Source organism: Ralstonia condita, from assembly GCF_958405655.1.
In the GTDB taxonomy this organism is placed as follows: Bacteria; Pseudomonadota; Gammaproteobacteria; order Burkholderiales; family Burkholderiaceae; genus Ralstonia; species Ralstonia condita.
The window spans coordinates 673,619-698,781 of the sequence record NZ_CATYWO010000002.1 but is presented as its reverse complement, the minus strand read 5'-3'; the positions used below and the strand labels follow the sequence as shown (position 1 = coordinate 698,781).

The following is a 25,163-nucleotide window of genomic DNA, read 5'->3' as shown; positions in this document are numbered from 1 at the left end:
ATGTCGCCCGGCTACCCGCCCACGCCGCCACCCGGGCGCTGCGCACGAAACTTGCGCCGCACACGCCGTGGCATCGCCGGGCTCTTTACAGCGCATCGCCCGGCCAAGCCCTTTTTGCCCACACCATGTCCAACCGCTTTCGTCTGTCGTTCGTCTCGTGCGCCATCGTCGCTGCCTTGTCGGCTTGCAGCTCTTCGCCCACGCCGCTGTATCAGCAGGAACAGTTTGATGCGGCGGCCAGCCCCTACGCGCGCACGTTCCACGCCCGGTCGGATGCCACGTGCGAGGCGGCACGCCGGGCGCTGCTGAGCCAGGGCTATGTGTCGAGCTCGCCGCGCGCAGACACGATCGACGGCAGCAAGAACTTCCAGCCGAGCACGGACTCGCACGTGGTCATCTCGTTCCATGTGGTGTGTGCGGATGCCAATGCCGATGGCACGTCGAGCACGGCCTATGTGAACGCGGTGCAAGACCGCTACTCGCTCAAGAAGACGAGCACGTCGGCCAGCGTGGGGCTGAGCGTGCTGGGCTCGCTGTCGCTGCCGATCGGGTCGGGCGACGATTCCATGGTGAAGGTGGCCAGCGAGACGATTCCGGCCGGGGTGTTTTACGAGCGTTATTTCAACCTGGTTGATCACTTCCTGAAGATCGACCCGGCGCGCCACGACCGCAAGGTGGCGAAGGCCGCCGAGAAGGAGCACGTGGCTCCGCTGCCCGAGCCCGCCCCCACGCCGCAGGGCGAGCCGATGAAGATGACCACGCCCGTGGTGCCGACTCCGCCGGCGCCGCCTGTGCCGGTGGTGCCGGCTTCGGCTCCGGCTGCGGCTTCCGTGCCTGCCGCGTCCGCCCCGGCGGCTTCCACGCCTGCGGTTGCACCGGCACCGGCACCGGCCCCTGCACCGGCATCTGCGCCCGCTGCCATGCCTGCGGTGCCCGCGACCAAGCCGGAGCCCGCGCCTGCATCGGCACCGCAGGTCACGCAGCCATCAGCGCCAGCCTCGGCGCCCGCGGCCACGACGACTGGCGGGGGGAGCTGAGCCCGCTGCGGGCCGGTTGCCTTTTCGACAGGACAGGTTCGAGGGCTGCGCGCGCTGCGGGCGGCTGGCGTGTGCACGCGCCCGAGCGGGTGTAGCGCCCGGCGCAACCTCCGACAGCGGCGTGCCAGCGGTCTGGCTGCGCCACTGGCCGGGCGCGCTGTGATGCGTGTTGCGGAGGGTGGGAGCTATCCGACCTGCAAGCGCCGCCACAGCGTCGTCTTGCTGATCCCCAGTGCGGCGCACACGGCGTCGCGGTCGCCGTCGTGTGCGGCCAGGGCGGCGCGAATTTCTTCTGCCTCCACCCCACGGCTGCGTTCTCGCAGCGTCAACGCGCCAGGCTTGCCGCGAGCGGGCTGCGCGAACACTTCGGGCGCGATGATGCGCAAGGTGTCTTGCGTGAGCGCGTGCGCGCTGGCGCCGGCATCGTCGGCGTCGGCCAGCTCCACGGCAATGCGCTCGATCACGCTTTGCAGTTCGCGCACATTGCCGGGCCACGCGTAGTGCTGCAGCGGCTCGGCGGCGGCGGCCAGCACGCGGGCGGCCACCTCGGTATCCGGAATGCGCAGGAGCAGACGCGGTTCGCGGCGGGCGGCCTGCACGAGCAGTTCGGCGGCGAGGGGCATGACGTCGTCGGGGCGTTCACGCAGCGCGGGCAGCGCGATGCTGAGGATGTTGAGGCGGTAATACAGGTCTGCACGGAAGGCGCCGGCCTCCACGGCGTCGGTCAGCGCGCGGTGCGTGGCGGCCACCACGCGGATATCGACACGTGTGGGCTCGGTGGAACCCAGCCGCACGACCTCGCGCTCCTGCAGCACGCGCAGCAGCCGGCTTTGCAGCGGCAGGGGCATCTCGCCAATCTCGTCGAGGAAGAGCGTGCCGCGGTGCGCGGCTTCGATCAGCCCGGCCTTGCCGCCCTTGCGCGCCCCGGTGAAGGCGCCTTCTTCGTAGCCAAAGAGTTCGCTCTCGAGCAGCGCTTCCGGAAACGCGCCACAGTTGATGGCGACAAACGGAAAATCGCGGCGTGCGCTCAGCTCGTGCATGCTCTGCGCGACCATTTCCTTGCCGGTGCCCGATTCGCCCAGCACCAGCACGGTGGCGTCGGACCGGGCATAGCGGCGCACCAGTGTGCGCACGCGCTCGATGGGCGGTGATGCGCCCACGAGGTCATCCAGCCGGTAGCGCGCACTGAACTGCTGCGAGCGCTGGCGTGAACGCAGCGTGCGGTCCAGCCGCTCCACCGCGCGCGATTCCTGGAACGTGAATACGGTGCCCTCTGCCGCGCCCGTGCCGGTTCCCGCCAGTGGCCCGCGGTGGATGACGTAACTCACGCCGCGCACGGTGCCCAGCGTGTCGCCATCGGCATCGGGCAGCAGGCCGAGCAGGTTGGGCGCGATGCCGAGCAGCGGCTGGCCGATGGCCTGCTTTGCGTCGATGCCCAGCGCCACGGCAAGCCGCTCGTTGATGGCTTCCACACGGCCCTGCGCATCGAGCGCGACCACGCCGTCGCGCAGATGCTGGAGCAGGTTGTCCAGCCGCTGACGGCGCAGTGTCTCGCGACGGGTGGCCTGGACGACTTCCAGCGCGGTGTCGAACGCGGCACGCACGGAATCACGCGAATACAGGAACACTGCGTGCATGCCGGCGCGCGCGGCCAGGTCGGTCACCAGGCCGGGGCCGACGATTGCGCCCACGCCGCGATCGCGCAGGTCGAGCACGCAGCTCTCCGCGTCCTGGCGCGATGCATAAGACCCGAACACCACATCCATGTTGTAGGCCGCCACAAAGCGACGCACCTCGTCGGGCGTCTCACCGTGAGTGACGAGCGCGACCGACTGGGCATCGCGCCGCGCGCGGGCCAGCGCGTGCATCACGTCAAACCCGGTCGGGTTGATGACGACCACCGGCAGCGACAGCCGGGGCTTGAGATAGGCGCCGTTGGAGCCGCCCGCCACCACCACGTCGGGCCGCTGTGTGCCGGCGGCGTCGATCTCGCGCACGACGTCTTCAAACCCGCGCGTGATGACGCGCAGCTCGGCGCGGTCGTTGTACTCGGCAGCGATATCGAGGAAGAGGTCGCTCAGGCGACTGATACCGCACGCCCAGATGCGGGGGCGGTCAACGAGGTGGGCAAGGTCGGCGGTTGGCGTCATGGTGCAGCGATTATGCGCCGATCCTTTCCACTTTGAAATCCAAATTTCATTTTTGAAATGCACCGCGTGCAATCGACGCAGCCACGTCCATACAAATCAACGGGTTAGGCGCCGGCCCGCAGGTGGCCCGCTTCCTGCTCTATAGAGCCATTCTTTGTGGAGCACCCATGAGCACAACCAAACGTCAGCCCGCCAGCGCGGGCGCCAAGTTCCGCCAGGCGGTGGCCGAATCCCAACCGCTGCAGGTGGTGGGCGCCATCACGGCCTATGCCGCCAAGATGGCCGAGCAGACCGGCTTCAAGGCCGTGTACCTGTCGGGCGGCGGCGTGGCCGCCAACTCGCTGGGCATTCCGGACCTGGGCATCAGCACGATGGAAGATGTGCTGATCGATGCCCGCCGCATTACGGATGCCGTGCAGATTCCGCTGATGGTCGACATCGACACCGGCTGGGGCGGCGCCTTCAACATTGCGCGCACGATCCGCTCGTTCATCAAGGCCGGTGTGGCGGCGGTGCACCTGGAAGACCAGGTTGGCCAGAAGCGCTGCGGCCATCGCCCGGGCAAGGAAGTGGTGTCGACCGATGAAATGGTCGACCGCGTGAAGGCCGCCGTGGATGCCCGCACCGATGACGATTTCGTCATCATGGCGCGCACCGATGCGGCCGCCTCCGAAGGCATCGACGCGGCCATCGAGCGCGCCGTGGCCTATGTGGAAGCCGGCGCGGACATGATCTTCCCGGAAGCCATGAAGACGCTGGACGACTACCGCCGCTTCAAGGCCGCCGTGAAGGTGCCCATCCTGGCCAACCTGACGGAGTTTGGCAGCACGCCGCTGTTCACCACCGACGAGCTGCGCAGCGCCAACGTCGACATCGCCCTGTACTGCTGCGGCGCCTACCGCGCCATGAACGCGGCCGCGCTCAACTTCTATCAGACGGTGATGCGTGACGGCACGCAAAAGGCGGCTGTCGAAACCATGCAGACCCGCGCCGATCTGTATCAATATCTCGGCTACCACGCGTACGAAGACAAGCTCGACGCGCTGTTTGCCGCCAAGAAATAACGCCCACCCCACGCTACGAATCCAAGGAGACCTCTCATGAGCGAAGCAGACAACAGCACCCCGAACGCCGGCGCCTTCAAGCCGAAGAAGTCGGTCGCCCTGTCGGGCGTGACGGCGGGCAACACTGCGCTGTGTACCGTTGGCCGCACCGGCAACGACCTGCACTACCGCGGCTACGACATCCTCGACCTGGCAGCCGCCTGCGAATTTGAAGAAGTCGCGCACCTGCTGGTGCACGGCAAGCTGCCGAACAAGGCCGAACTGGCCGCCTACAAGACCAAGCTGAAGGCACTGCGCGGCCTGCCCGCCAATGTGAAGGCTGCGCTGGAATGGGTGCCGGCCTCTGCCCACCCGATGGACGTGATGCGCACCGGCGTGTCGGTGCTCGGCACCGTGCTGCCCGAGAAGGACGACCACAACACCCCCGGCGCACGCGACATTGCCGACCGCCTGATGGCATCGCTCGGCTCGATGCTGCTGTACTGGTACCACTACAGCCACAACGGCAAGCGCATCGAAGTCGAAACGGACGACGACTCCATCGGCGGCCACTTCCTGCACCTGCTGCACGGCGTGGAGCCGCCCAAGTCGTGGGTCGATGCCATGCACGTCTCGCTCAACCTGTATGCCGAACACGAGTTCAACGCATCGACATTTACCGGCCGCGTGATTGCCGGCACGGGCTCGGACATCTACTCGGCCATCACCGGTGCGATTGGTGCGCTGCGCGGTCCGAAGCACGGCGGCGCCAATGAAGTCGCGTTCGAAATCCAGAAGCGCTACGACACCCCGGACGAGGCCGAGGCCGACATCCGCCGCCGCGTCGAAGCCAAGGAAGTCGTGATCGGCTTCGGCCACCCGGTGTACACCGTGTCCGACCCGCGTAACAAGGTCATCAAGGAAGTGGCGAAGAAGCTGTCGAAGGAAGCCAGCAACACCAAGATGTTCGACATTGCCGAGCGCCTGGAAACCGTGATGTGGGACATCAAGAAGATGTTCCCCAACCTGGACTGGTTCAGCGCCGTGTCGTACCACATGATGGGCGTGCCGACCGCGATGTTCACCCCGCTGTTCGTGATCGCGCGTACGTCGGGCTGGGCAGCGCACATCATCGAGCAACGCATCGACAACAAGATCATCCGCCCGAGCGCCAACTACACTGGCCCGGATGACCTGAAGTTCGTGCCGATCAGCAAGCGCCCGTAAGAAGTAGGAAAGCAAAAAAAAGAACGTCAACGCAAACCCACCGACGGTGTGGCCGTTGACGTTCCTGCCCTGGATGGCGCCTTGAATTTCTGTAAGCGGGCGGAAAAAAGACGGGGAACTGTCTGAGCGAAGCGAGTTTTCCCCGTCTCCGCCCGGTTACATAAATTCAAGGGGAAGTCGCCATCTCGGGCGCGCCTTTCTTTGCTTACTTTCTTTGGCAAGACAAAGAAAGTGAGTCGGCCCCGGCAGGGGACGAAACCGGCGGATGCACAACAGCATCAACCGCAGACCGAACACCAGGCAGGCACAAGCACCATGAATACCACCCACAGAAAGCCCCTCCCCGGCACAAAGCTCGACTACTTCGACGCTCGCGAAGCTGTAGAAGCCATCAAACAAGGCGCCTACGACAAGCTGCCCTACACGTCACGCGTGCTGGCCGAAAACCTGGTCCGCCGCTGCGACCCCGCCACCCTCACCGACTCGCTCAAGCAACTCATCGAGCGCAAGCGCGATCTGGATTTCCCGTGGTTTCCGGCGCGCGTGGTCTGCCACGACATCCTGGGCCAGACCGCGCTGGTGGATCTGGCCGGCCTGCGCGACGCCATTGCCGACCAGGGCGGCGACCCCGCCAAGGTCAATCCGGTGGTGCCGGTGCAGTTGATCGTCGACCACTCGCTGGCCGTGGAGTGCGGCGGCTTCGACCCCGATGCCTTCGCCAAGAACCGCGCCATTGAGGACCGCCGCAACGAAGACCGCTTCCACTTCATCGACTGGACCAAGCTCGCGTTCAAGAACGTCGATGTGATCCCGGCGGGCAACGGCATCATGCACCAGATCAATCTGGAGAAGATGTCGCCCGTCGTCCAGGCGCACGACGGCGTGGCTTATCCCGACACCTGCGTCGGCACCGACAGCCACACGCCGCACGTGGATGCACTCGGCGTGATCGCCATCGGCGTGGGCGGCTTGGAAGCCGAGAACGTGATGCTCGGCCGCGCCTCGTGGATGCGCCTGCCGGACATCGTCGGCGTAGAGCTGACCGGCCAGCGCCAACCCGGCATCACCGCCACCGATATCGTGCTGGCGCTGACCGAATTCCTGCGCAAGCAGAAGGTGGTGGGCGCGTATCTTGAGTTCTACGGCGAAGGTGCATCCAAGCTGACGCTGGGCGACCGCGCCACCATCTCCAACATGGCCCCCGAGTACGGCGCCACCGCGGCGATGTTCTCGATTGACGACAACACGCTCGACTACCTGCGCCTGACCGGCCGCACCGACGAGCAGGTCAAGCTGGTCGAGACGTATGCCAAGACCGCGGGCCTGTGGTCCGACACGCTCAAGCACGCCGAATACGAACGCGTGCTGCGCTTCGATCTGTCGAGCGTGGTGCGCAACATGGCCGGCCCGTCCAACCCGCACGCGCGTGTGGCAACGACCGACCTGGCCGCCAAGGGCATCGCCGGCAAGTGGGAAGAAACGCCGGGCCAGATGCCGGATGGCGCGGTCATCATCGCGGCCATCACGAGCTGCACGAACACCAGCAACCCGCGCAACGTGATTGCCGCCGCGCTGCTGGCGCGCAACGCCAATCGCCTGGGCTTGACGCGTAAGCCGTGGGTGAAAAGCTCGCTGGCGCCGGGCTCCAAGGCCGTTGAGCTGTATCTGGAAGAAGCCGGCCTCAAGCACGAACTCGAAAAGCTCGGCTTCGGCATCGTCGCGTTTGCCTGCACCACCTGCAACGGCATGAGCGGCGCACTGGACCCGAAGATCCAGCAAGAGATCATCGACCGCGACCTGTACGCCACGGCCGTGCTGTCGGGCAACCGCAACTTCGACGGCCGCATCCACCCGTATGCCAAGCAAGCGTTCCTCGCATCCCCGCCGCTGGTGGTGGCCTATGCGATTGCGGGCACGGTACGTTTCGACATCGAGCGTGACAGCTTCGGCACCGATGCCAACGGCAAGCCGATCCTGCTGAAGGACCTGTGGCCGACCGACGAAGAGATCGACGCCATCGTGCGTGCGGCCGTCAAGCCGGAGCAGTTCCGCAAGGTGTACATCCCGATGTTCGAGCAGCGCAGCGCGTCTGTTGCCAACGTGAGCCCGCTGTACGACTGGCGCCCGCAGAGCACCTACATCCGCCGCCCGCCGTACTGGGAAGGCGCACTGGCTGGTGAACGCACGCTCAAGGGCCTGCGCCCGCTGGCCGTGCTGGGCGACAACATCACGACCGATCACCTCTCGCCGTCCAACGCCATCCTGGCCAGCAGCGCCGCCGGTGAATACCTCGCCAAGATGGGCCTGCCGGAAGAGGACTTCAACTCGTACGCCACGCACCGCGGCGATCACCTGACCGCGCAACGCGCGACCTTCGCCAACCCGACGCTCATCAACGAGATGGCCGTGGTGGATGGCGTGGTGAAGAAGGGTTCGCTGGCGCGCATCGAGCCCGAAGGCAAGGTCACGCGCATGTGGGAAGCCATCGAGACCTACATGGACCGCAAGCAACCGCTGATCGTGATTGCCGGTGCCGACTACGGCCAGGGCAGCTCGCGTGACTGGGCCGCCAAGGGCGTGCGCCTGGCTGGCGTGGAAGCCATCGTGGCCGAAGGCTTCGAGCGCATCCACCGCACGAACCTGATCGGCATGGGCGTGCTGCCGCTGGAGTTCAAGCCGGGCACCACGCGCCTGACGCTGGGCATTGACGGCACCGAAACGTATGACGTGATCGGCGAACGCAAGCCGCGTGCAGACCTCACGCTCGTCATCCACCGCAAGAACGGCGAACGCGTGGAAGTGCCCGTCACGTGCCGTCTGGACAGCGACGAGGAAGTCTCGATCTACGAAGCCGGCGGTGTGCTGCAGCGCTTTGCGCAGGACTTCCTTGAGTCTTCGAAGGAGGCAGCATGAGCCACCCCGCGCAAGTGAAGATTCCCGCCACGTACATGCGTGGCGGCACCAGCAAGGGCGTGTTCTTCCGTCTGCAAGACCTGCCGCCGGCAGCACAGCAGCCCGGCGCTGCTCGCGACGCCTTGCTCATGCGCGTGATCGGCAGCCCCGACCCATACGGCAAGCAGATCGACGGCATGGGCGGCGCCACGTCGAGCACCAGCAAGACGGTGATCCTCAGCAAGAGCACGCGCCCGGACCACGACGTGGATTACCTGTTCGGCCAGGTCTCCATCGACAAGCCGTTCGTGGACTGGTCGGGCAACTGCGGCAACCTCTCCGCAGCGGTCGGCCCGTTCGCCATCAGCAACGGGCTGGTCGATGCGAGCCGTGTACCGCAGAACGGCACCGCCATCATCCGCATCTGGCAGGCCAACATCGGCAAGACCATCATTGCGCATGTGCCGATTACCAACGGCGCGGTGCAGGAAACGGGCGACTTTGAGCTGGACGGCGTGACCTTCCCGGCGGCGGAAGTGCAGCTCGAATTCCTCGACCCCGCAGCCGAGGAAGACGGTGACGGCGGCGGCGCGATGTTCCCCACCGGCAACCTCGTCGACGACCTGGACGTGCCCGGCGTGGGCACGCTCAAGGCGACGATGATCAACGCGGGCATCCCGACGATCTTCATCAACGCAGAGGCCATCGGCTACACCGGCACCGAGCTGCAGGACGCCATCAACGGCGATGCGAAGGCGCTGGCGATGTTCGAGACCATCCGCGCGCACGGCGCGGTGCGCATGGGGCTGATCAAGAGCATCGACGAAGCCGCCACGCGGCAGCACACGCCGAAGGTGGCGTTTGTCGCACCGCCGAAGGACTACGTGGCGTCGAGCGGCAAGCAGGTCGGCGCGGGCGATGTGGACTTGCTGGTGCGCGCGCTGTCGATGGGCAAGCTGCACCACGCGATGATGGGCACGGCGGCGGTGGCCATTGGTACGGCAGCGGCCATTCCTGGCACGCTGGTCAACCTGGCGGCCGGCGGCGGAGAACGTGGTGCGGTGCGCTTCGGGCATCCGTCGGGCACGCTGCGCGTGGGCGCGGAGGCCAAGCTGGTGGACGGCGAATGGACGGTCACCAAGGCCATCATGAGCCGCAGCGCACGCGTGTTGATGGAAGGCTGGGTGCGCGTGCCGGGCGCCTGAGCCGGAGCAACAAAGAAACAAGCCGTTCAGCTCGCGCATGAACGGCTTGGTGATGGGCAAGCCTTGCTGGCCCATTTGCATTGCAGGGCCGCGCTCAGTGCGGCAGGGCTCCGCCGATGGTGGTCAGTGCGCCGCCCACCGTGCCCGTCACAGGTGCCAGCGGCGTGCCGGCGCCCGTGGACGTGACGGACGTGCCCACACTGGTGACCAGCGAGCCAATCGGCGCCGTGCCGCCAGCGGTTGGCGACCCGCCCAACGCATTCGTGATCGGAGCCAACGGACTGCCCGAGGTGCTACCGCCAGCCAACAGGCCGCCGAGGGCCCCTACCGTGTTGCCCGTCGCCGTGACCACGCCGCCCAGGCCGGAGACGACCGGTGCGTTCGTGGCGGTCAATGATGTCCCCGCGTTGGCGACATCGTCACCTACCATCTCCAGCAGGTTCTTGGCAGGCGTACCCAGACCGGTGCTGTTGCCCAGCGTCTGCGTGGCGGTGGTCACTTGCGACGTCAGCGGCACCACGGCAGAACTGACCTGCTGCGTCACCTGTTCCACCGGCCCCGTCGACAAGGCCGTGCCCAGCGTGCCGCCCGCGTTGGCCACCGCCTGACCCACTTGCGAGACCCCGCCGCCCACCGGCGTCGTCACCGGCGACAGCGGCTGCAGCGGACCCGACCCCACGCCGCTCACCAGGCTGCCGGTGGCTTCAACTGTCTTGCCTGCTTCGGTCACGACATTGCCGGTGCTCGACACGGTGGTGCCGACCGGGTTGGGGTTCGTGCCCATGCTGCCCAGACCGGACTGCACGCCCGTGCCGAGCGCGGAAACCGTACTGCCGACACCGCCGACGACGCTGCCCAGCGCGGACGCACTGGGTACGTTGCTGCTGCCAATGGTGGAACCCAGACTGCTGATCGCACCGCCGGAGGCCGTCAGCACGCCGCCACTCTTGTAGGCGACGGTGCCGGTGGGGGTGTTGGATGCCGTCGTGGCCGTTCCGCCCGAGCCGGTCGACCCTGAGCCTCCGCCACTGCTGGCCGAGCTGCCGTCGCCGCTCGAGCCGCTCGTCCCGCTCATGTCGCCGGAGCCGGAACTGGCGCAACCGCCCAGAATCAGCAGCCCGGCGAGCGTGGCAGACAGCAGTGCACCACGATGTTTTGTCTTCATATCAGCCTCCCGTTTCAAAAATGCGCAGAATCATGCGCCGACTGAGCCAACCCCGTCGCGTTTCAGATGCCCACGCATTCACTGATATCGGCTTGAAATGCAGTCTATTCAGCGGGCTGCTGTTTGATTGCAAACATTGTCAAACGCTGCGGTGGCACGCCACAGGCGGCACTGCGGGGCGATCGCATCCCGCCAGCCCAGCCAATACGACACCGCAAACGTTCGCGAATCCACGCTGAAAAATCGATTATGTTTCGAGTGCCACATCTAAATTACCTTATCTGCGTTACATAATCGGCACGCATTCCCCCGCCCGGCTGCCCGTCGCCTCGTGGCGGCGGGAGACGAACTGACAGGCAGGCCAGGCGCGCTGCGGGCGGCGCGAGCGGATCAACGTGGTGGCGTGCTGTAACGGTGTCGCTTGCCGCCCCTTGGGGCCACCACACGCGAGCAACCGCAAACCTGCCCGCACCTGGGGCAGCTTCTTTGGGCGGATCGACAGCGTGACGACGTTAGCGCAGGCGGACTCGCGCGAGGGCAGTGCGCCACTCGGTGAAACGCTGCGCCCGCGCCCGAGCGTCACCATCGTCACGGCCGTAGCGGAGGGCGACATAGCCGGCGGCGGCCTGTCGCAGCGCTGGTGCCGCTGCTGGAAACTGCGCGGCGGCACGCTCGGCGTAGGCGATGGGCCCTTCCGCCGGACCGCGTGCACATCCGTGCCGTGCCAGGCGGTCGCACAGACGTTGCCACTGCGCCTGCACCGGATCAAGCCTGGGCTTGCGCTGCTGCCACAACAGGGGCAATGCGGCCAGCAGAAAGATCGCCGACACACCCCACAGGACCGCACGCGGGTCGGCGGCATCCAGGCCGAGCCATGCGAACAGCTGGGCCTGCCGAGTGCGGTCGTAGCCGAGCACCCAGCGGTTCCAGCCGCTGATGAGGCCGTCCAGCCCCCAGCGCACGCTGCGCAGCCACGTGGGCTCCTCCACGCGGCGCGAGCGGAACTCGCTGGCGGGAACGGCGGCGGCCAGCCCGCGCTCGACGCGCTGCGGCGCGACGGCGGCGGTCGGGTCCACGCGCACCCAGCCGCGGCCAGCCAGCCACACCTCCGCCCACGCGTGCGCATCGGACTGACGCACGATGATGTCGCCGCTCATGGCGTTCACCTCGCCGCCGAGGTAGCCCACCACCACGCGTGCCGGCACGCCCGCCGCGCGCATCAGGAAGACAAAGCTGCCCGCGTAGTGCTCACAGAAGCCGCGGTGTGTGCGAAAGAGGAAATCGTCGATCTGCTGGCCCTGCAGGGGCTCGGGTTGGAGCGTGTAGGCAAACGGGGCGCGACCAAACAGCCTGAGTGCGGCCGACACACGCTCGGCGGGCGGCAACCCGGCCCACTGCGCGGCAAGCGCGCGTGCCTGCGGGTTGCCGGGCGGCAGCGCGAGCGCCAACTGCTGCGTGAACGGATCGAGCGGCTGTGCATCGTCCACGCGATTGCGATCGGGCAGGCGCGAACGCGCGTGGTAGCGCATCCGCTGGTCGAGCGGCTGCTTGCTGATGAACTCCGTATCGATACTGCGGCCAATGTCGTCGCGTGCGTCGATCGACACGCCACGATCGAGTGCGAACAGCCAGCGCTGGTGCGTCGCCTCCAGCGTGATGTTGTAGTTGACGGCGTCGGGCGCGGCGCCTGCGCTGTCCGCAGAATCGGGTACGCCCCCACGCGCAGGCCGCTGCCGAATCGAGACGGCAGTCCATGCCTGGCCGTCAAAACGCCACAACACCATGCCGCGCCAATAGAGCGTGTCGAGCGGGGGCGGCGTACCGCTGAAGTCGGCACGGAAGGCGAGTTCGTCCGACAGGATCAGTTGGCCGATCGAACCCGGTGCCATGCGGTCGGAGATACCGCTGGTGCCGGTTTCGGCGGATCGCGGCAGGCTCCAGAGCGGGTGGTCCAGGCGCGGGAACAGCAGGAACAGCACCGCCGCGCACGGCAGGCCCATCGCGACCAAGCGGATCAGCACACGCACCGGCGAGACGCGCAGGCGCGCCTGTGGATGCAACAGCAGCAGCCAGTTGCGCAGCAACAGCGCCGCCGTCGCCAGCATGGTGGCGGCCAGCCACGGCGGCTGGTCGAACAGCACCTGCGAGAGCAGCAGGAAGCAGCACAACTGCGTCACGAGAATGCCGTTGCGCACGGTGTGTGATTCCATGAGCTTGAGCACGAGAAACGCGCCCAGCAGGGCCACGGAGAGGTCGCGCCCGATATTGCCGCCGGTGCGCAGGGCCAGCGCCAGCGTGACGAGCAGCGTGGCGAGGCCGGTCAGCCCCAGCACCCATTTACCCGGCAACGGTGCGCGGCGCACCCACAACAGCGTGCGCAGGAGCAGCAGCACCCCGAACACCGCGCATGTCACCAGAGGGAGCGCGCGCAGCAGCGGGGCCAGCACAATCGCAAGCTGAGCGATCAGCCAGCCGTGCTCGCGGTGCGTGAGCGCGCGCGTCGGGCCGAACACGGGAGTCCCGGTCGCAAGGCTCACGACGCGTCCTCCGGCATGGCCGGCTTGCCCCACAGCGCCAATGCGCGCAGGCAGGCATCCCGATGCGCCGGGCCGCGCGACGGACCGAGCGTGATACCGGGCAGACTCAGCGTGTATTCCGGTGCTTCGCCGGCCATGCCCTGCTCCGCGGCCAGCACCCAGGCGCACAGCCGCGACAGCCGTTGCTCCACATGCATCGACGCTGGAAGCGCATCCCACGCGAGGACACACTGCGCGTGGTGCACCTGCTGGCCGGTGCGGCTCATCCAGGTGTCCAGCCGCGCGCTGTGCTTCCACGCGATGCTGCGCAGCGGGTCGCCAGGACGGTAGGGGCGAAGCTGATCGACGGCGTCTTCGACGTGGGTACGGGGGGTGGTCGCGCTGGGCTCTTCGCCCGGGTCGGGCACGAAGCTCGCGGGCAGCGGCGGCGCAGCGGGCTCGGGCGCGGGATAGACCAGGAGGGTGAGCGGGGCATCGGCATAGCTCCACGCCCGGAACAGTCCGAGCGGAAAGCGCGTCGACACCGTCAGGCGCGGCAGGCGGAACCACCCGCGAGGCTGCCCCGCGAATGACAGCGCCGCAACGATGGCATCCCGCGCATCGAGCGACGTCTCCACCGCGGCGGCCTCGCGCGCGCTCACGTCCACCCCGACGCGCGCCCACGGCGTGACGTTGGCCAGCGCCACACTCACGTTCAGTGCGTGCCCCGCGAAGACGGCTTCGCCCACTGCGCCGCGCACCTCCAGGTCCACCAGGTTGCGATGCGTCTGCCACATGGCGGAGGCTGCCACGCCTGCCAGCACGAACGTCAGCAGGAAGCCCAGGCTCACGTTGTAGTTCAGGGAAGTCAGCAGCATCACGATCAGCAGCAACGCAAAGCTGGCCCCCGCTCCGGTGGGCAGGATGTAGACGTGATTGCGGTCGAGGCGGATGCGGCCTTCAAGCGGCGTGCGCGGCCGCTGCAGAAAGCGCTGCACGCGCGTCCGCGCCAGGCGGACGCCCGGCAACGCAGCCAGCCCGGCACCCAGCGCGCGCAGCGGCACCGCCAGCACGGAAGCGACACGCGCCATGGCGCCCACCGCTCAGGGGATGGCCACGGTATCGAGCAGCCGCTGCGCCAGGGCAGTCGCCGAAAGCGTGCCACCCGTGGGCAGCAGCCGGTGCGCGGCCACGGCCGTGAACACGGCCTGCACGTCTTCGGGCAACACCGCGTCGCGGCCGTCGATCAGAGCCCACGCACGTGCGGCGGCCAGCAGCGCGAGCCCCGCACGCGGCGACAGGCCCATCTGCACCTGCGCGTCGGTGCGCGTGGCGTTGACCAGTGCCAGCACGTAGTCGACCAGCGCCGGCGCCGCGTGCACGGCATCCGCGCCGGCCTGCAATGCGACGACCTGTGCGGCGGTCAGCACCGGCTCGATGTCCTGCCGCGCGCCGCCACCCAGATAGAGCGCGCGCTCCGAATGCTGATCGGGGTAGCCGAGCGATAGCCGCATCGTGAAACGGTCGAGCTGCGACTCGGGCAGCGGATGCGTGCCGATCTGGTTGAGTGGGTTTTGCGTCGCGATCACGAAGAACGGTTCGGGCAGCGGGTACGTCGCGCCATCGTGCGTGACCTGCCCTTCGGCCATGGCTTCGAGCAGGGCGCTCTGCGCCTTGGGCGTGGCGCGGTTGATCTCGTCGGCCAGCACCACTTGCGCGAACAGCGGGCCCGGATGGAACTCGAAGGCGCCCTTCTCTTTCACGTAGATCGACACGCCGATCAGGTCAGCGGGGAGCAGGTCGCTGGTGAATTGCACGCGCTGGTATTGCAGGCCGAGCGTGCGGGCCAGTGCGTGCGCCAGCGTGGTCTTGCCCACCCCCGGCAAGTCTTCGAGCAAGAGGTGCCCGCGAGACAGCAGGCACGCCAGCGCCAGCCGGATCTGCAGCGTCTTGCCCAGCACGATGCGATCGAGCGCGCGTTGCGCCTGCAGGAGCGCGGCAGGCAAAGACGACGGCTGCATGCCGGCGGCCGGCGCCGTGCGTACGGGCGAAAGCGGAACTTGGTTGGGCGTCATCGAATGAGGTGCGGCCAGAGCAACAATGCCAGCGAGTGTAGCGGCATCGTGTGGAACCGGCTTGCCCATGTTTGGGCGGGGTGCCGCCGCTACAACACGCGCCGACAACGCTTCAGCAAACGCTGCGCCAATCAGCGCGCCGGGATGTTGGCATCGAGCAGCACGCGGGCCGTGCGCGGCAGGCACTTGATGAGGCGCGGTGCGTCGGTGCCGAAGGTCTGGCTGGCGGTGTACGCCCCTTCGATCAGGAAGGCCAGATCGTCGGCCAGCGCATCGGGGTCGGCGGCGCCGGCGGCTTCGGCACGCTCGCGCAGCCGCGCCAGCAGCCGCGCCTTGTTGCGTTGGACGAACTGCCGCGCGGCGTGCGACAGATCGGGAAACTCGGCCGCCACGTTCACGAACGGGCAACCGCGATAACCCGGGCGCGACGCCCTTTCCGAGACATCGATGAAGAACTGCAGCAGCTGCGCACGGGCGTCATCCGGGTGTTTGGCCATGCTGTTGTCAAAGTAGCCCCAGAAGCTCTCGTCGCTGCGCTCCAGGTACGCGAGCACGAGGTCGTCCTTCGACTTGAACTGGCGGTACAGGCTCATCTTGTTGACACCGGCCTTCTCGACCACGGCCTCGACGCCCACGGCACGCACGCCTTCGTAGTAGAACAGCTGGCGCGCCGCCTCGAGCAGGCTGGCGTGCGCGTCTTCACCGCTGATGCGGCGCGGGCCGGGCTTGGGTTGTTCAACGGTGGAAACGGTGCGTGGGCCGCGTGCTGCCATGATGGTGCTCCTGCAGGCACGGCAGCGGGGCAAACCCCGGCCGCGCCAGTGACATTCGATGCTGCTTGACATGTTACCGATCGGTACCTACTATCGCAACCACGTTGTTACCGGTCGGTAACGAAAAAGTCATTGCCGCCACAACAAGAAACGGACACCCCATGCAGCGACTTGCCCGCCTCATCGCCCCACGTTTTCACTACAGCTGGATCGCCCTGGCCGTCGTGTTCCTGATCCTGCTGTGTGCGGCCGGCACCCGCGCCACGCCCAGCGTGATGATGCTGCCGCTGGAGCACGAGTTCGGCTGGAGCCGCAGCACGATCTCGCTGGCCATCTCGATCGGCATTGCGCTGTATGGACTGACGGGCCCGTTTGCGGCCGCGTCGATGCAGTACTTCGGCATCCGCCCCACCGTGCTCGGCGCGCTGGCGGTGCTGGTGTCGGGCACGGCGCTCTCGGCGATGATGCACGAGCCGTGGCAGATGGTGCTGCTGTGGGGCGTCATGGTTGGCGGCGGCACCGGCGTGGCAGCCATCACCCTGGGCGCGACGGTGGTCAACCGCTGGTTCACGTCGCACCGGGGCCTGGCGATGGGGATTCTCACCGCCAGCTCGGCTACGGGCCAGCTCGTGTTCCTGCCGATGATGGCGGCGGTGGTGGAGCACTACGGCTGGCGCCCGGTGGTGCTGATCGTGGCGGGTGCGCTGGCGCTGCTGCTGCCGATCGTGGCGCTGCTGCTGCCGGAGTCGCCCAGGAGCGTGGGCCTGCGCACCTATGGCGAGCCCGCCGATGCGCCGGAAACCAGCCAGGGCCCGCGCGCCAACCCCATCTCGCTGGCCATGCAGACGCTCGTGCAGGCCATGCGCAAGCGCGACTTCTGGCTGCTGTTCGCGAGCTTCTTCATCTGCGGCGCAAGCACCAACGGCTACATCGGCACGCACTTCATCGCCATGTGCGCGGACCACGGGTTCTCTGAAGTGAAGGGCGCGAGCCTGCTGGCGGCCATGGGGATCTTCGACCTGGTCGGGACCACGCTGTCGGGCTGGCTGTCCGACCGTTACAACAGCCGCGTGCTGCTGTTCTGGTACTACGGCCTGCGCGGGCTCTCGCTGATCTACCTGCCGTATGCGTTCGGCTTCGAATTCTTCGGCCTGCCCGTGTTTGCCATCTTCTACGGGCTGGACTGGATCGCCACCGTGCCGCCCACCGTGCGCCTGACCAACGACGTGTTCGGCAAGGCCGCCGCGCCCATCGTGTTCGGCTGGATCGTGGCCGGCCACCAACTGGGCGCGGCGTTCGCGACGCTGGGTGCGGGCATGATGCGCGCCTCGCTGGGCAACTACACGCTGTCGTCGATGATCTCCGGCGGTCTGTGCGTGGCCGGCGCCTTCCTGGTGCTGCGCATTCATCGCACGCCCAAGCAGGACGCCGGGCGTGCCGGCCAGCCGGCCACGGCCTGATCGATCAGGGCTTCAGGAAACCGTATTTGGCAAGCACCGCCTGCCCTGCAGGCGACATCACAAACGCCACGAAGTCGGTCGCCTGTTGCGGCTGCTTCGTGCCCGACGTCACGGCGATCGGGTAGGTGAGCGGCACATTCAGCGGCACGGCGCTCGCCACCTTCACCTTGTCGGCAGCGATGGCGGCATCGGTGGAGAACACCAGGCCGGCTTCGACCTCGCCGCGCGATACGTAGTCCAGCGCCTGGCGCACGTTCTGCGCCAGCACCGCCTTGGCCGAGACCGGCTCCCAGAGCTGGGCCGCATCCAGCGCACGTTTGGCATAGCGGCCGACCGGCACCGATGCCGGATTGCCGATCGCCACGCGCTTCACTTCGGGCCGGGTCAGATCAGCCAGCGCATGCACGGGCACCGTGCCCGTGGCGGGCACGATCAGCACGAGCTGGTTGGCCACGAAGTCGTGGCGCGATTCGGGCTTGATCACCTTCTCGGCCACGGCCTTGTCCATCGCCTGCTGATCGGCGGAGGCAAACACATCGGCCGGGGCGCCGCGCGCGATCTGCTGCATCAGTACGTCCGACGCTCCGAAGTTCAGCACGACCTTGGTGTCCGGATGCTGCGCTTCGTATTGCTGCGCAATTGCCTTGAATGCGTTGGTCAGGCTCGCGGCGGCTGACACCACAAGTTCCGCCGCATGAGCCGGCGCGGCCAGCCCCAGCGACAGCGCAGCCACCCACCCCGCGGCGCGCATCGGCGCCCGAAACGCGAACCTCAGCGAGAAACACGGCATGAGATACCCGGCTCCGTAAAGGAAAGATGGGGCGTAATATACGAGCCGATATAACGGTTGGTCAACGTCACCCCGCGCCATGCCGGGTATCACATGCGCGTCATGGCGCGCGGGCGGCCTCGTCGATGCAATCGGCCAGGCGGCCGGCGATGGGCTGGCGGCTATGCCGCGGGCGCTCGATCAGGCCGATCTCGCGGGTGAACGTGTCGTTGCCCAGGTCGATGGCCCGCACGCCGGGCGGCCATGCGCCCTGGGCGGCAGTCTGCGGTGCAAGCGCCACGCCCTGTCCGCGCGCGACGAGCTGCGTCATGCCTTGCAGCTCGTCCAGCTCGATCACGTCATGCGTGGTGATGTGCTGGTCGCGCAGGAATTGGTCGACGCGGCGGCCTCCGAACGAGCGGCGGTCGTAACGAATGAAAGGCTGGTGTCCAAGCAGCACGCGCCAGTCATCACCCGGCACGCTGTCGGGCACGAGCAGCACGAACGGTTCGGCAACGAGCGTGCGCCATTCAAGATCCGCCGGCACGCCAAACGGCGGGCGAATCAGCACGGCCATGTCGATCTCACCTGCATCCACCAGGCCGAGCAGATCCAGCGACACGCCGGGCACGATGCGCGTGCGGCAATGCGGAAACTCCAGCCGGAACCGCACCAATGCATCGATCAGGAAGGACGCCTGCACCGAGGCGATCGCGCCGATGCGCACAAGGCCGCGCTGCTCGTTGCCGCTGGCCTGGTCGCCCAGGCGGTCGTACAGGGTGACGATCTGTTCGGCCTGCGCGAGTGCATCGCGCCCGGCCGCGTTGAGCGTGGCCGAGCGGCCGGTGCGGTCGAACAACTGGAAGCCCAGCGATGCTTCCAGGCGCTGAATCTGCGCGCTGACGGCAGATTGCGTGAGGCCGATGCGCTCGCCCGCGCCGGCGAACGTGCCGTGCCGCGCAACCGCAATGAAGGTTTTGAGTTCTCGGAGCATGGGGCGCGCGCATCAATGCGAAAACCCGAGCATACGCGCGCCCGCGCTCGTCACTTGGCGAACAGCGATGCCATGTTGGCGAATGCCTTGATCTCCAGCGCGTTGCCCGACGGATCGAGGAAGAACATCGTGGCCTGCTCGCCCACCTCGCCCTTGAAGCGGATGTGCGGCTCGATGATGAAGTCGACGCCCGCAGCGCGCAGCTTGTTGGCGGCGGCATCCCACTCCGGCATGGACAGTACGACGCCGAAATGCCGCACCGGCACGGCGTCACCATCGACGGCGCTGGTCTTGCGATGGCCGGCCTCCTCGGGTGCCAGATGCGCGACGATCTGATGGCCGTAAAAATTGAAATCGACCCAGTCCGGCGCGCTGCGGCCCTCCGGACAGCCGAGGACCCCACCGTAGAACGCGCGTGCTGCGGCAATGTCGTGCACCGGGAACGCGAGGTGAAAAGGGGCAAGGACAGGCGTGACGTCGCTCATGGGGCACAGGCGGAATGGTGGAAGGGGTGCGGCACCGGCACGCAAGTGGGGGGGCCACCCACGCACCAGGCCACGCGGCTGAGTCTAAGGGCATCCATCCAGGCGAAAAAGCGATGTTTTTTTGCGCTGAGCAACACAAATTTCGATGCATGCGCACAAAAAAGAAGCCGCTCAGCGGCGGCGAAAGAGACACACGGTAAGCGCACCCGCCTGGACGGGCGCGCACGAACGGCACGCTTCAGACGAAGACGAACGGCGTCACGGCGGCTTCCGCCTGCGCCAGCGGTAGCCGCACGGTGCAAACGGTTGCATCGCCAGGCACATTGGCAAGCCGGAAACCCGCATCGCGGGCCAGTCCGATCATGCGGCGATTCGTGGCCAGCACTTCGCCGAAGACCTCTCGGGCGCCCGACACCCGGGCCGCGCGCACCAGCGTGGCAAACAGGCGCCGGCCGACGCCCTTGCCCTGCCAGGCATCGGCCACCAGCATGGCGAATTCGGCCACGCCGTCTTCGATGACGAACCTGCCATCTGCGATCAGGTCCTCGCCCGTGCCGTCTGGCCGGGCGACGCTGACCACGAGCGCCATATGGCTGACGTAATCGATCTGGGTGTAGGCGCTCAGCATCTCGTCGGAGAGCCGTCCGCCGCCGACCAGGAAGCGCGCATAGCGGGACTCAGACGACAATCCCTCTACCAGCGCGGCCTCCAGCGGCGCGTCTTGCGGCAAAATCGGGCGCACGGTGGCGACGGAGCCGTCATGCATGGTCCAGCGGTCGATCCATTCGGCGGGGTAGCGGTGGATGGTGTACAGCATGGGGATCTCCTCACGCGATGGATCGTGATGCTTGACCGCCAGAACGGGATCGCCGCCTGGCTTTTCAATTTGAACTCAGCTTAGCAGAAACCCTGGCTTTTGCAAATAAAGTTAGTGGTCTATCCTTTTTTTCATGAAGACACCCGAGACTCTCTCCACCACGCCGGCGTCCGACCTGGTGCCGTCGATGGATCCGCCCTGTTCCATCGCGGCCGCGGTGTCGATCGTCGGTGAGAAATGGACGCTGCTGGTGTTGCGCGAAGCGTTTTCGGGCGTTACGCGTTTCGATGAGTTCCTGCGCCGCACGGGGTGCTCGTCGGCGATCCTGTCGTCGCGGCTCAAGGCGCTGGTGACGTACGGCATCCTGCGCCGCGTGCCTTACCAGGAGCCGGGCGACCGCGTACGCGACGCGTACAAGCTGACGCGCGCGGGCGTCGATCTGTTGCCCGCCATCGTGGCGCTGATGCAGTGGGGCGACCGGTATCTCACGCCCGACGGTGAAGGCCCGATCCTGCTGCGCGATCGCGAGAGCGGCACGCCGATTCACGTGGCGCTGGTCAATGCATTGGGCGAGCCGGTCGCGCCCAAGAATTCGATGCGCGAGCCGAACCCGCGTTATGGTCACGGCAACGACCCGGCATCCACGGCACCCGCCCCCGCAGACACGTCTGCGGCCGACGAATAAGTCACAACTTTACACACTCACCAAAACCCCCTATCGTCGCGAATAGATGGGTGAATGCCTGCTGACGGCCGCCTATTAATCCGTTCCTCCCGCGCCTGGCCGCCCCCTCTGGCGGCCGCCCTTTCCGACCTCGAGCCGCTCCGCGCCCCGGACCCACGACCGCCATGCCCGATGCCGTGGTACCGCTTTACCACCAGATTTACGTCGTCCTGCGCCAGCAGATTCTCGAAGGCAAGTTCGGGGATGGGCCGATGCCGGGCGAGATCGAGCTCGCCCGCCAATTCGGTGCGTCGCGCGTCACGATGCGGCGCGTGTTCGATTACCTCGTCAAGGAAGGGCTGGTGCGCCGGCATCGGGGCATGGGCACCTTCGTGGTCAAGCCCGATGATCCGGCGGCGCAGGGTAGCGCTGGCCAGACGCTGCTGCAGAACATCATCGACGTGGGCGAGCGCACCTCCGCCGTGGTGGTCGAGTTCGAAGATGTGCTGGCGCCGCCCGACGAGGCCAAATGCCTCGAGGTGGCGCCCGGCACGCCAGTCAAGAAGCTCGTGCGCGTGCGCCACCTGGAAGACACGCCCATGGCGCTCATCACTACGTGGCTGCCGCTGGACGTCACCAGCAAGCTCACGCTCGATCGGCTGGCAAACCAGTCGCTGCTGCGGCTGATCGAGGGCTCGGGCGTGCGCATCGACCGCGCGTCGCAAGTGGTCTCGGCCCGCCTGGCGGATGTGGCGACTGCGCAGTACCTGGATGTGGCAGTGGGCGCGCCGCTGCTTTCCGTGCAACGGATCGTGCGTGAGATGAGCGGGCGCCCCGTTCAACTGCTGCAGGGCCTGTACCGGCCTGACCGTTACGAATACCGCATGGAGCTCTCGCGTGTTGGGGAGGACCGTGCCCGCCTGTGGATCGACAACGCAGGCCACGATGTGCTGGGCGGCCACAGCGAGGACGTGGAAGACGTGCCAACGCCCGCCGCGGCGGGCCGCATCGAGCACAGCTGACACCACGGGCGGCAAGGTTATTGGCCGTCTGCAAGCCCGCTGGAAAGTTGTTAGCATCGCCGCTTCGTTGCGATGCAACAATCTTCCAAAGAGGTTCCCATGTCGGCCTCGCCTGCGTCCCCTACACCTTCCGCCACCACTGCGCCCGCGGCCACCCACAGTGACACGCAAGGGCTCATCCGCCTGCTGACTGCCGGTGCGGGTATCAGTGTGGCGTGCATCTACCTGAACCACCCGCTGCTCGGTCTGATCAGCCGCGACCTGAACATCGCGCCAAATGCGTTGGGCGTGCTGCCTACGCTCACGGCGGCAGGCTACGCCAGCGGCATCTTCTTCTTCGGGCCGTTGGGCGACCGCTACGACCGCCGCCTCGTGATCCTGTGGAAGGCGGTCCTGCTGACGCTGGCGCTCATCGGCAGCTGCCTGGCACCCAACCTGCCGCTGCTGGCGGCCGCGGGCTTTGCGATCGGGCTGTCGGCCACCATCGCGCAGGACTTCGTACCCAGCGCCGCCGCCATCAGCACGGACCACAACCGCAATCGCAACATCGGCACGGTAATGACCGGTCTTTTGATCGGCATCGTCAGTTCACGCGTGTTCAGCGGCATCGTGGCAGACCACTTCGGCTGGCGGGCGGCGTTTGGCGTGTCGGCAGTGGCCATCGTCGGGCTGGCTATCGCCGTGCGGGCATCCCATTTTGGCGTGACACCTGCCACGCGGCAGCCGTACTTCACGTTGCTGCGCTCGCTGGGCACGCTGTTCATGCAGCATCCGCGCCTGCGTGCGTCGGCGCTGACACAGGCGTTCATCGGTATCGCGTTCTCGGGATTCTGGTCGACGGTTGCGTTGCATCTGACGCGTTCCCTGGGGCTGTCGACGGGGCAAGCCGGCCTGCTGGGGCTGGCCGGCGCCGCAGGGGCGCTTGGCGCGAGTATTGCGGGCCGGCTGTCGGGTCGCGTGGCGCCGGGCCGCATCGCTGCCGGCGGCGCGCTGCTGATGGCGGTCACGTTTGCCTCGATGGCGATGTTCCCGCAGTCGCTCATCGCCATCGTGATCGGCACCCTGGTGTTCGATGTGGGCGTGCAGGCGGCATTGGTTTCGCATCAGACCATCATCTACGCGCTGGCCCCCGAAGCGCGCAGCCGCATCAATGCAGTGTTCATGACCGCATTGTTCATCGGCATGTCAGTAGGGGCTTACGGTGCAAGCCTGGCGTGGAATGCCGGACGCTGGTCGGGCCTGATGACGTTCTGCGCGTCGGCGTCCCTGGTGGCACTGGGCTTGCGGGCACTGTTCAACGCGCGGCTGGGCGCACACTGAGCGTGACGCGCGCGGCCGCGCAAGCAACCGCCGTACCCGTTTCTGCGTCGCCTGCGCGCGCCCAGCAACGCGTCATCCCTCCCATCGGGGCAATTACGGGGCGCGGCATTGCCATACATGTCGTTACAATCCTGAGCCTCAGCTTAGGCTGCCCCACAAGAACACTCATACCGAGACGCTCCCATGGATACCACTGCCACCCCGCACGCAGTCGACCCGCACGACACGCGCCGCCGCATCTTTGCCATCGTCGGCGCCTCGTCGGGCAACCTCGTCGAATGGTTCGACTTCTACGTCTACGCGTTCTGCTCGCTGTACTTCGCGCCGGCCTTCTTCCCCAGCGGCGACAGGACGACGCAGCTCCTGAACACGGCCGGCGTGTTCGCAGCGGGCTTCCTCATGCGGCCGATTGGCGGCTGGCTGTTTGGCCGCATTGCGGACAAGCACGGCCGGCGCGCCGCGATGATGATCTCGGTGCTGATGATGTGCGGTGGCTCGCTCGTGATCGCCGTGGTGCCGACGTATGCGCAGATCGGCGCGCTCGCGCCGTTCATCCTCCTGCTCGCACGCCTGTTCCAGGGCCTGTCGGTGGGCGGCGAGTACGGCACCAGCGCGACCTACATGAGCGAAGTCGCGCTCAAGGGCCGTCGCGGCTTCTTCGCATCGTTCCAGTATGTGACGCTGATCGGCGGTCAACTGTGCGCGCTGCTCGTGCTTGTCGTCCTGCAGCAGTTGCTCACCACGGCCGAGCTGAAGGCCTGGGGCTGGCGCATTCCGTTTGCAGTGGGCGCGCTGACGGCGCTGGTCTCGCTGTACCTGCGCAAGTCGCTGCAGGAAACGCAGACCGTTGCGTCGCGCACCGCCAAGGGCGCCGGCACGATTCGCGGGGCCTGGCAGCACAAGGGCGCATTCCTCCGTGTGATCGGATTTACCGCCGGCGGCTCGCTGATCTTCTACACGTTCACCACGTACATGCAGAAGTACCTCGTCAACACGGCGGGCATGAACACCAAGGTGGCTTCCAACGTGATGACGGCGGCGCTGTTTGTTTACATGGTGCTGCAACCGGTGTTCGGGGCGCTGTCTGACCGCATTGGCCGGCGCACCTCGATGCTGTTCTTTGGCGTGTTGTCGGTGCTCGGCACAGTCCCGCTGATGCATGCGCTGGCCACGGTGTCGAGCCCCTATGCGGCCTTCGGCCTGATCACGGTGGCGCTGGCCATCGTGAGCTTCTACACGTCGATCAGCGGCCTGATCAAGGCCGAGATGTTCCCGCCGGAAGTGCGCGCGATGGGCGTCGGCCTGTCGTATGCGATTGCCAACGCGGTGTTCGGCGGTTCAGCCGAATACGTGGCGCTCTGGTTCAAGAAGGCCGGTACCGAGCCGACGTTCTACTGGTACGTGACTGCGCTGTGCGCGTTGTCGCTGGTGGTGACGTACTTCATGCCGGATCCGAGCAAGGAAGGGTATCTGCGCAACGAGCCGTAACCCGGCCGGGTACCGTGTGCCGATGCGTGGCGCTCCGTTTGCAGCGGAGCGCCGGCGGACG

Annotated in this window: 20 protein-coding genes; 10 read left to right on the top strand and 10 right to left on the bottom strand. The window is 67.1% G+C overall.

The window, feature by feature from the left end; translation table 11 throughout:
• Positions 1-125: 125 nt before the first annotated feature.
• Positions 126-1,037 carry a DUF2242 domain-containing protein gene (locus tag R2N03_RS09745; RefSeq protein WP_316657361.1) on the top strand — a complete coding sequence of 304 codons (912 nt, stop codon included), beginning with the start codon at positions 126-128 and terminating at the stop codon, positions 1,035-1,037.
• 185 nt (positions 1,038-1,222) lie between these two features.
• On the opposite strand, the gene prpR is transcribed toward R2N03_RS09745, so the two are convergent.
• Positions 1,223-3,187 carry a propionate catabolism operon regulatory protein PrpR gene (gene prpR / locus R2N03_RS09740; RefSeq protein ID WP_316657360.1) on the bottom strand — a complete coding sequence of 655 codons (1,965 nt, stop codon included), beginning with the start codon at positions 3,185-3,187 and terminating at the stop codon, positions 1,223-1,225.
• Positions 3,188-3,354: 167 nt separating this feature from the next.
• On the opposite strand from prpR, the gene prpB reads away from it, so the two are divergent.
• The 4 genes from prpB to prpF all read left to right on the top strand — a co-directional run bounded on the left by prpB (position 3,355) and on the right by prpF (position 9,554).
• Positions 3,355-4,251, top strand: a complete 897-nt coding sequence (gene prpB, locus R2N03_RS09735; RefSeq protein WP_316657359.1) for a methylisocitrate lyase — start codon at positions 3,355-3,357, stop codon at positions 4,249-4,251.
• A gap of 36 nt (positions 4,252-4,287) precedes the next feature.
• Positions 4,288-5,457 (top strand): bifunctional 2-methylcitrate synthase/citrate synthase, encoded by a 1,170-nt coding sequence (gene prpC / locus R2N03_RS09730; protein WP_012430018.1) that lies wholly within the window; start codon positions 4,288-4,290, stop codon positions 5,455-5,457.
• Positions 5,458-5,772: 315 nt separating this feature from the next.
• Positions 5,773-8,370, top strand: coding sequence for a Fe/S-dependent 2-methylisocitrate dehydratase AcnD (acnD, locus tag R2N03_RS09725; RefSeq protein WP_316657358.1), 2,598 nt, complete (start codon positions 5,773-5,775; stop codon positions 8,368-8,370).
• Positions 8,367-9,554: a 2-methylaconitate cis-trans isomerase PrpF gene (gene prpF, locus R2N03_RS09720; protein ID WP_316657357.1), complete on the top strand. Its 1,188-nt coding sequence runs from the start codon at positions 8,367-8,369 to the stop codon at positions 9,552-9,554. The genes acnD and prpF overlap by 4 nt, the downstream gene beginning before the upstream one ends.
• 94 nt (positions 9,555-9,648) lie before the next feature.
• Here the strand turns inward: prpF and R2N03_RS09715 are convergent, their stop codons facing one another.
• From R2N03_RS09715 to R2N03_RS09695, 5 genes are all read right to left on the bottom strand, one after another.
• On the bottom strand, positions 9,649-10,719 hold the full coding sequence (locus R2N03_RS09715; protein WP_316657356.1) for a collagen-like triple helix repeat-containing protein: 1,071 nt from the start codon (positions 10,717-10,719) through the stop codon (positions 9,649-9,651).
• A 512-nt stretch (positions 10,720-11,231) separates the two neighbouring features.
• On the bottom strand, positions 11,232-13,256 hold the full coding sequence (locus R2N03_RS09710; RefSeq protein ID WP_316657355.1) for a transglutaminase TgpA family protein: 2,025 nt from the start codon (positions 13,254-13,256) through the stop codon (positions 11,232-11,234).
• Positions 13,253-14,326, bottom strand: coding sequence for a DUF58 domain-containing protein (locus tag R2N03_RS09705; protein WP_316657354.1), 1,074 nt, complete (start codon positions 14,324-14,326; stop codon positions 13,253-13,255). The genes R2N03_RS09710 and R2N03_RS09705 overlap by 4 nt, the downstream gene beginning before the upstream one ends.
• A gap of 12 nt (positions 14,327-14,338) precedes the next feature.
• On the bottom strand, positions 14,339-15,310 hold the full coding sequence (locus tag R2N03_RS09700; protein ID WP_316657353.1) for an AAA family ATPase: 972 nt from the start codon (positions 15,308-15,310) through the stop codon (positions 14,339-14,341).
• A gap of 131 nt (positions 15,311-15,441) precedes the next feature.
• Positions 15,442-16,083 carry a TetR/AcrR family transcriptional regulator gene (locus R2N03_RS09695; RefSeq protein WP_012430011.1) on the bottom strand — a complete coding sequence of 214 codons (642 nt, stop codon included), beginning with the start codon at positions 16,081-16,083 and terminating at the stop codon, positions 15,442-15,444.
• 161 nt (positions 16,084-16,244) lie between these two features.
• On the opposite strand from R2N03_RS09695, the gene R2N03_RS09690 reads away from it, so the two are divergent.
• Complete coding sequence (locus R2N03_RS09690) at positions 16,245-17,543, top strand: MFS transporter (RefSeq protein ID WP_012430010.1); 1,299 nt, start codon at positions 16,245-16,247, stop codon at positions 17,541-17,543.
• 4 nt (positions 17,544-17,547) lie between these two features.
• Here the strand turns inward: R2N03_RS09690 and modA are convergent, their stop codons facing one another.
• The 4 genes from modA to R2N03_RS09670 form a co-directional block, all read right to left on the bottom strand.
• Entirely contained in the window at positions 17,548-18,333 is a 786-nt protein-coding gene (gene modA, locus R2N03_RS09685) for a molybdate ABC transporter substrate-binding protein (protein WP_316657352.1), read from the bottom strand.
• 100 nt (positions 18,334-18,433) lie between these two features.
• Positions 18,434-19,306 (bottom strand): LysR family transcriptional regulator, encoded by an 873-nt coding sequence (locus R2N03_RS09680; protein ID WP_012430008.1) that lies wholly within the window; start codon positions 19,304-19,306, stop codon positions 18,434-18,436.
• A 50-nt stretch (positions 19,307-19,356) separates the two neighbouring features.
• The gene (locus R2N03_RS09675) at positions 19,357-19,791 is read right to left on the bottom strand and encodes a VOC family protein (protein WP_012430007.1); all 435 of its coding nucleotides are present in this window, start codon (positions 19,789-19,791) and stop codon (positions 19,357-19,359) included.
• Between the two features lie 238 nt (positions 19,792-20,029).
• The gene (locus tag R2N03_RS09670) at positions 20,030-20,608 is read right to left on the bottom strand and encodes a GNAT family N-acetyltransferase (protein WP_012430006.1); all 579 of its coding nucleotides are present in this window, start codon (positions 20,606-20,608) and stop codon (positions 20,030-20,032) included.
• A 133-nt stretch (positions 20,609-20,741) separates the two neighbouring features.
• On the opposite strand from R2N03_RS09670, the gene R2N03_RS09665 reads away from it, so the two are divergent.
• The 4 genes from R2N03_RS09665 to R2N03_RS09650 all read left to right on the top strand — a co-directional run bounded on the left by R2N03_RS09665 (position 20,742) and on the right by R2N03_RS09650 (position 25,102).
• On the top strand, positions 20,742-21,293 hold the full coding sequence (locus tag R2N03_RS09665) for a winged helix-turn-helix transcriptional regulator (RefSeq protein ID WP_012430005.1): 552 nt from the start codon (positions 20,742-20,744) through the stop codon (positions 21,291-21,293).
• A 164-nt stretch (positions 21,294-21,457) separates the two neighbouring features.
• Positions 21,458-22,294: a GntR family transcriptional regulator gene (locus R2N03_RS09660; protein ID WP_012430004.1), complete on the top strand. Its 837-nt coding sequence runs from the start codon at positions 21,458-21,460 to the stop codon at positions 22,292-22,294.
• Positions 22,295-22,393: 99 nt separating this feature from the next.
• On the top strand, positions 22,394-23,614 hold the full coding sequence (locus R2N03_RS09655) for an MFS transporter (protein ID WP_012430003.1): 1,221 nt from the start codon (positions 22,394-22,396) through the stop codon (positions 23,612-23,614).
• A 183-nt stretch (positions 23,615-23,797) separates the two neighbouring features.
• Positions 23,798-25,102 carry an MFS family transporter gene (locus tag R2N03_RS09650; RefSeq protein WP_012430002.1) on the top strand — a complete coding sequence of 435 codons (1,305 nt, stop codon included), beginning with the start codon at positions 23,798-23,800 and terminating at the stop codon, positions 25,100-25,102.
• Positions 25,103-25,163 lie beyond the last annotated feature (61 nt).

What these genes read in the sequence shown, in the direction of transcription:
- R2N03_RS09690 (WP_012430010.1), top strand. Translation starts at nt 16,245, where the DNA reads ATGCAGCGACTTGCCCGCCTCATCGCCCCACGTTTTCACTACAGCTGG.
- R2N03_RS09705 (WP_316657354.1), bottom strand. Translation starts at nt 14,326, where the DNA reads ATGGCGCGTGTCGCTTCCGTGCTGGCGGTGCCGCTGCGCGCGCTGGGT.
- acnD (WP_316657358.1), top strand. Translation starts at nt 5,773, where the DNA reads ATGAATACCACCCACAGAAAGCCCCTCCCCGGCACAAAGCTCGACTAC.
- prpR (WP_316657360.1), bottom strand. Translation starts at nt 3,187, where the DNA reads ATGACGCCAACCGCCGACCTTGCCCACCTCGTTGACCGCCCCCGCATC.
- R2N03_RS09700 (WP_316657353.1), bottom strand. Translation starts at nt 15,310, where the DNA reads ATGACGCCCAACCAAGTTCCGCTTTCGCCCGTACGCACGGCGCCGGCC.
- prpB (WP_316657359.1), top strand. Translation starts at nt 3,355, where the DNA reads ATGAGCACAACCAAACGTCAGCCCGCCAGCGCGGGCGCCAAGTTCCGC.
- R2N03_RS09650 (WP_012430002.1), top strand. Translation starts at nt 23,798, where the DNA reads ATGGATACCACTGCCACCCCGCACGCAGTCGACCCGCACGACACGCGC.
- R2N03_RS09695 (WP_012430011.1), bottom strand. Translation starts at nt 16,083, where the DNA reads ATGGCAGCACGCGGCCCACGCACCGTTTCCACCGTTGAACAACCCAAG.
- R2N03_RS09715 (WP_316657356.1), bottom strand. Translation starts at nt 10,719, where the DNA reads ATGAAGACAAAACATCGTGGTGCACTGCTGTCTGCCACGCTCGCCGGG.
- R2N03_RS09675 (WP_012430007.1), bottom strand. Translation starts at nt 19,791, where the DNA reads ATGAGCGACGTCACGCCTGTCCTTGCCCCTTTTCACCTCGCGTTCCCG.
- R2N03_RS09680 (WP_012430008.1), bottom strand. Translation starts at nt 19,306, where the DNA reads ATGCTCCGAGAACTCAAAACCTTCATTGCGGTTGCGCGGCACGGCACG.
- R2N03_RS09655 (WP_012430003.1), top strand. Translation starts at nt 22,394, where the DNA reads ATGTCGGCCTCGCCTGCGTCCCCTACACCTTCCGCCACCACTGCGCCC.
- R2N03_RS09660 (WP_012430004.1), top strand. Translation starts at nt 21,458, where the DNA reads ATGCCCGATGCCGTGGTACCGCTTTACCACCAGATTTACGTCGTCCTG.
- prpF (WP_316657357.1), top strand. Translation starts at nt 8,367, where the DNA reads ATGAGCCACCCCGCGCAAGTGAAGATTCCCGCCACGTACATGCGTGGC.
- prpC (WP_012430018.1), top strand. Translation starts at nt 4,288, where the DNA reads ATGAGCGAAGCAGACAACAGCACCCCGAACGCCGGCGCCTTCAAGCCG.
- R2N03_RS09665 (WP_012430005.1), top strand. Translation starts at nt 20,742, where the DNA reads ATGAAGACACCCGAGACTCTCTCCACCACGCCGGCGTCCGACCTGGTG.
- modA (WP_316657352.1), bottom strand. Translation starts at nt 18,333, where the DNA reads ATGCCGTGTTTCTCGCTGAGGTTCGCGTTTCGGGCGCCGATGCGCGCC.
- R2N03_RS09745 (WP_316657361.1), top strand. Translation starts at nt 126, where the DNA reads ATGTCCAACCGCTTTCGTCTGTCGTTCGTCTCGTGCGCCATCGTCGCT.
- R2N03_RS09670 (WP_012430006.1), bottom strand. Translation starts at nt 20,608, where the DNA reads ATGCTGTACACCATCCACCGCTACCCCGCCGAATGGATCGACCGCTGG.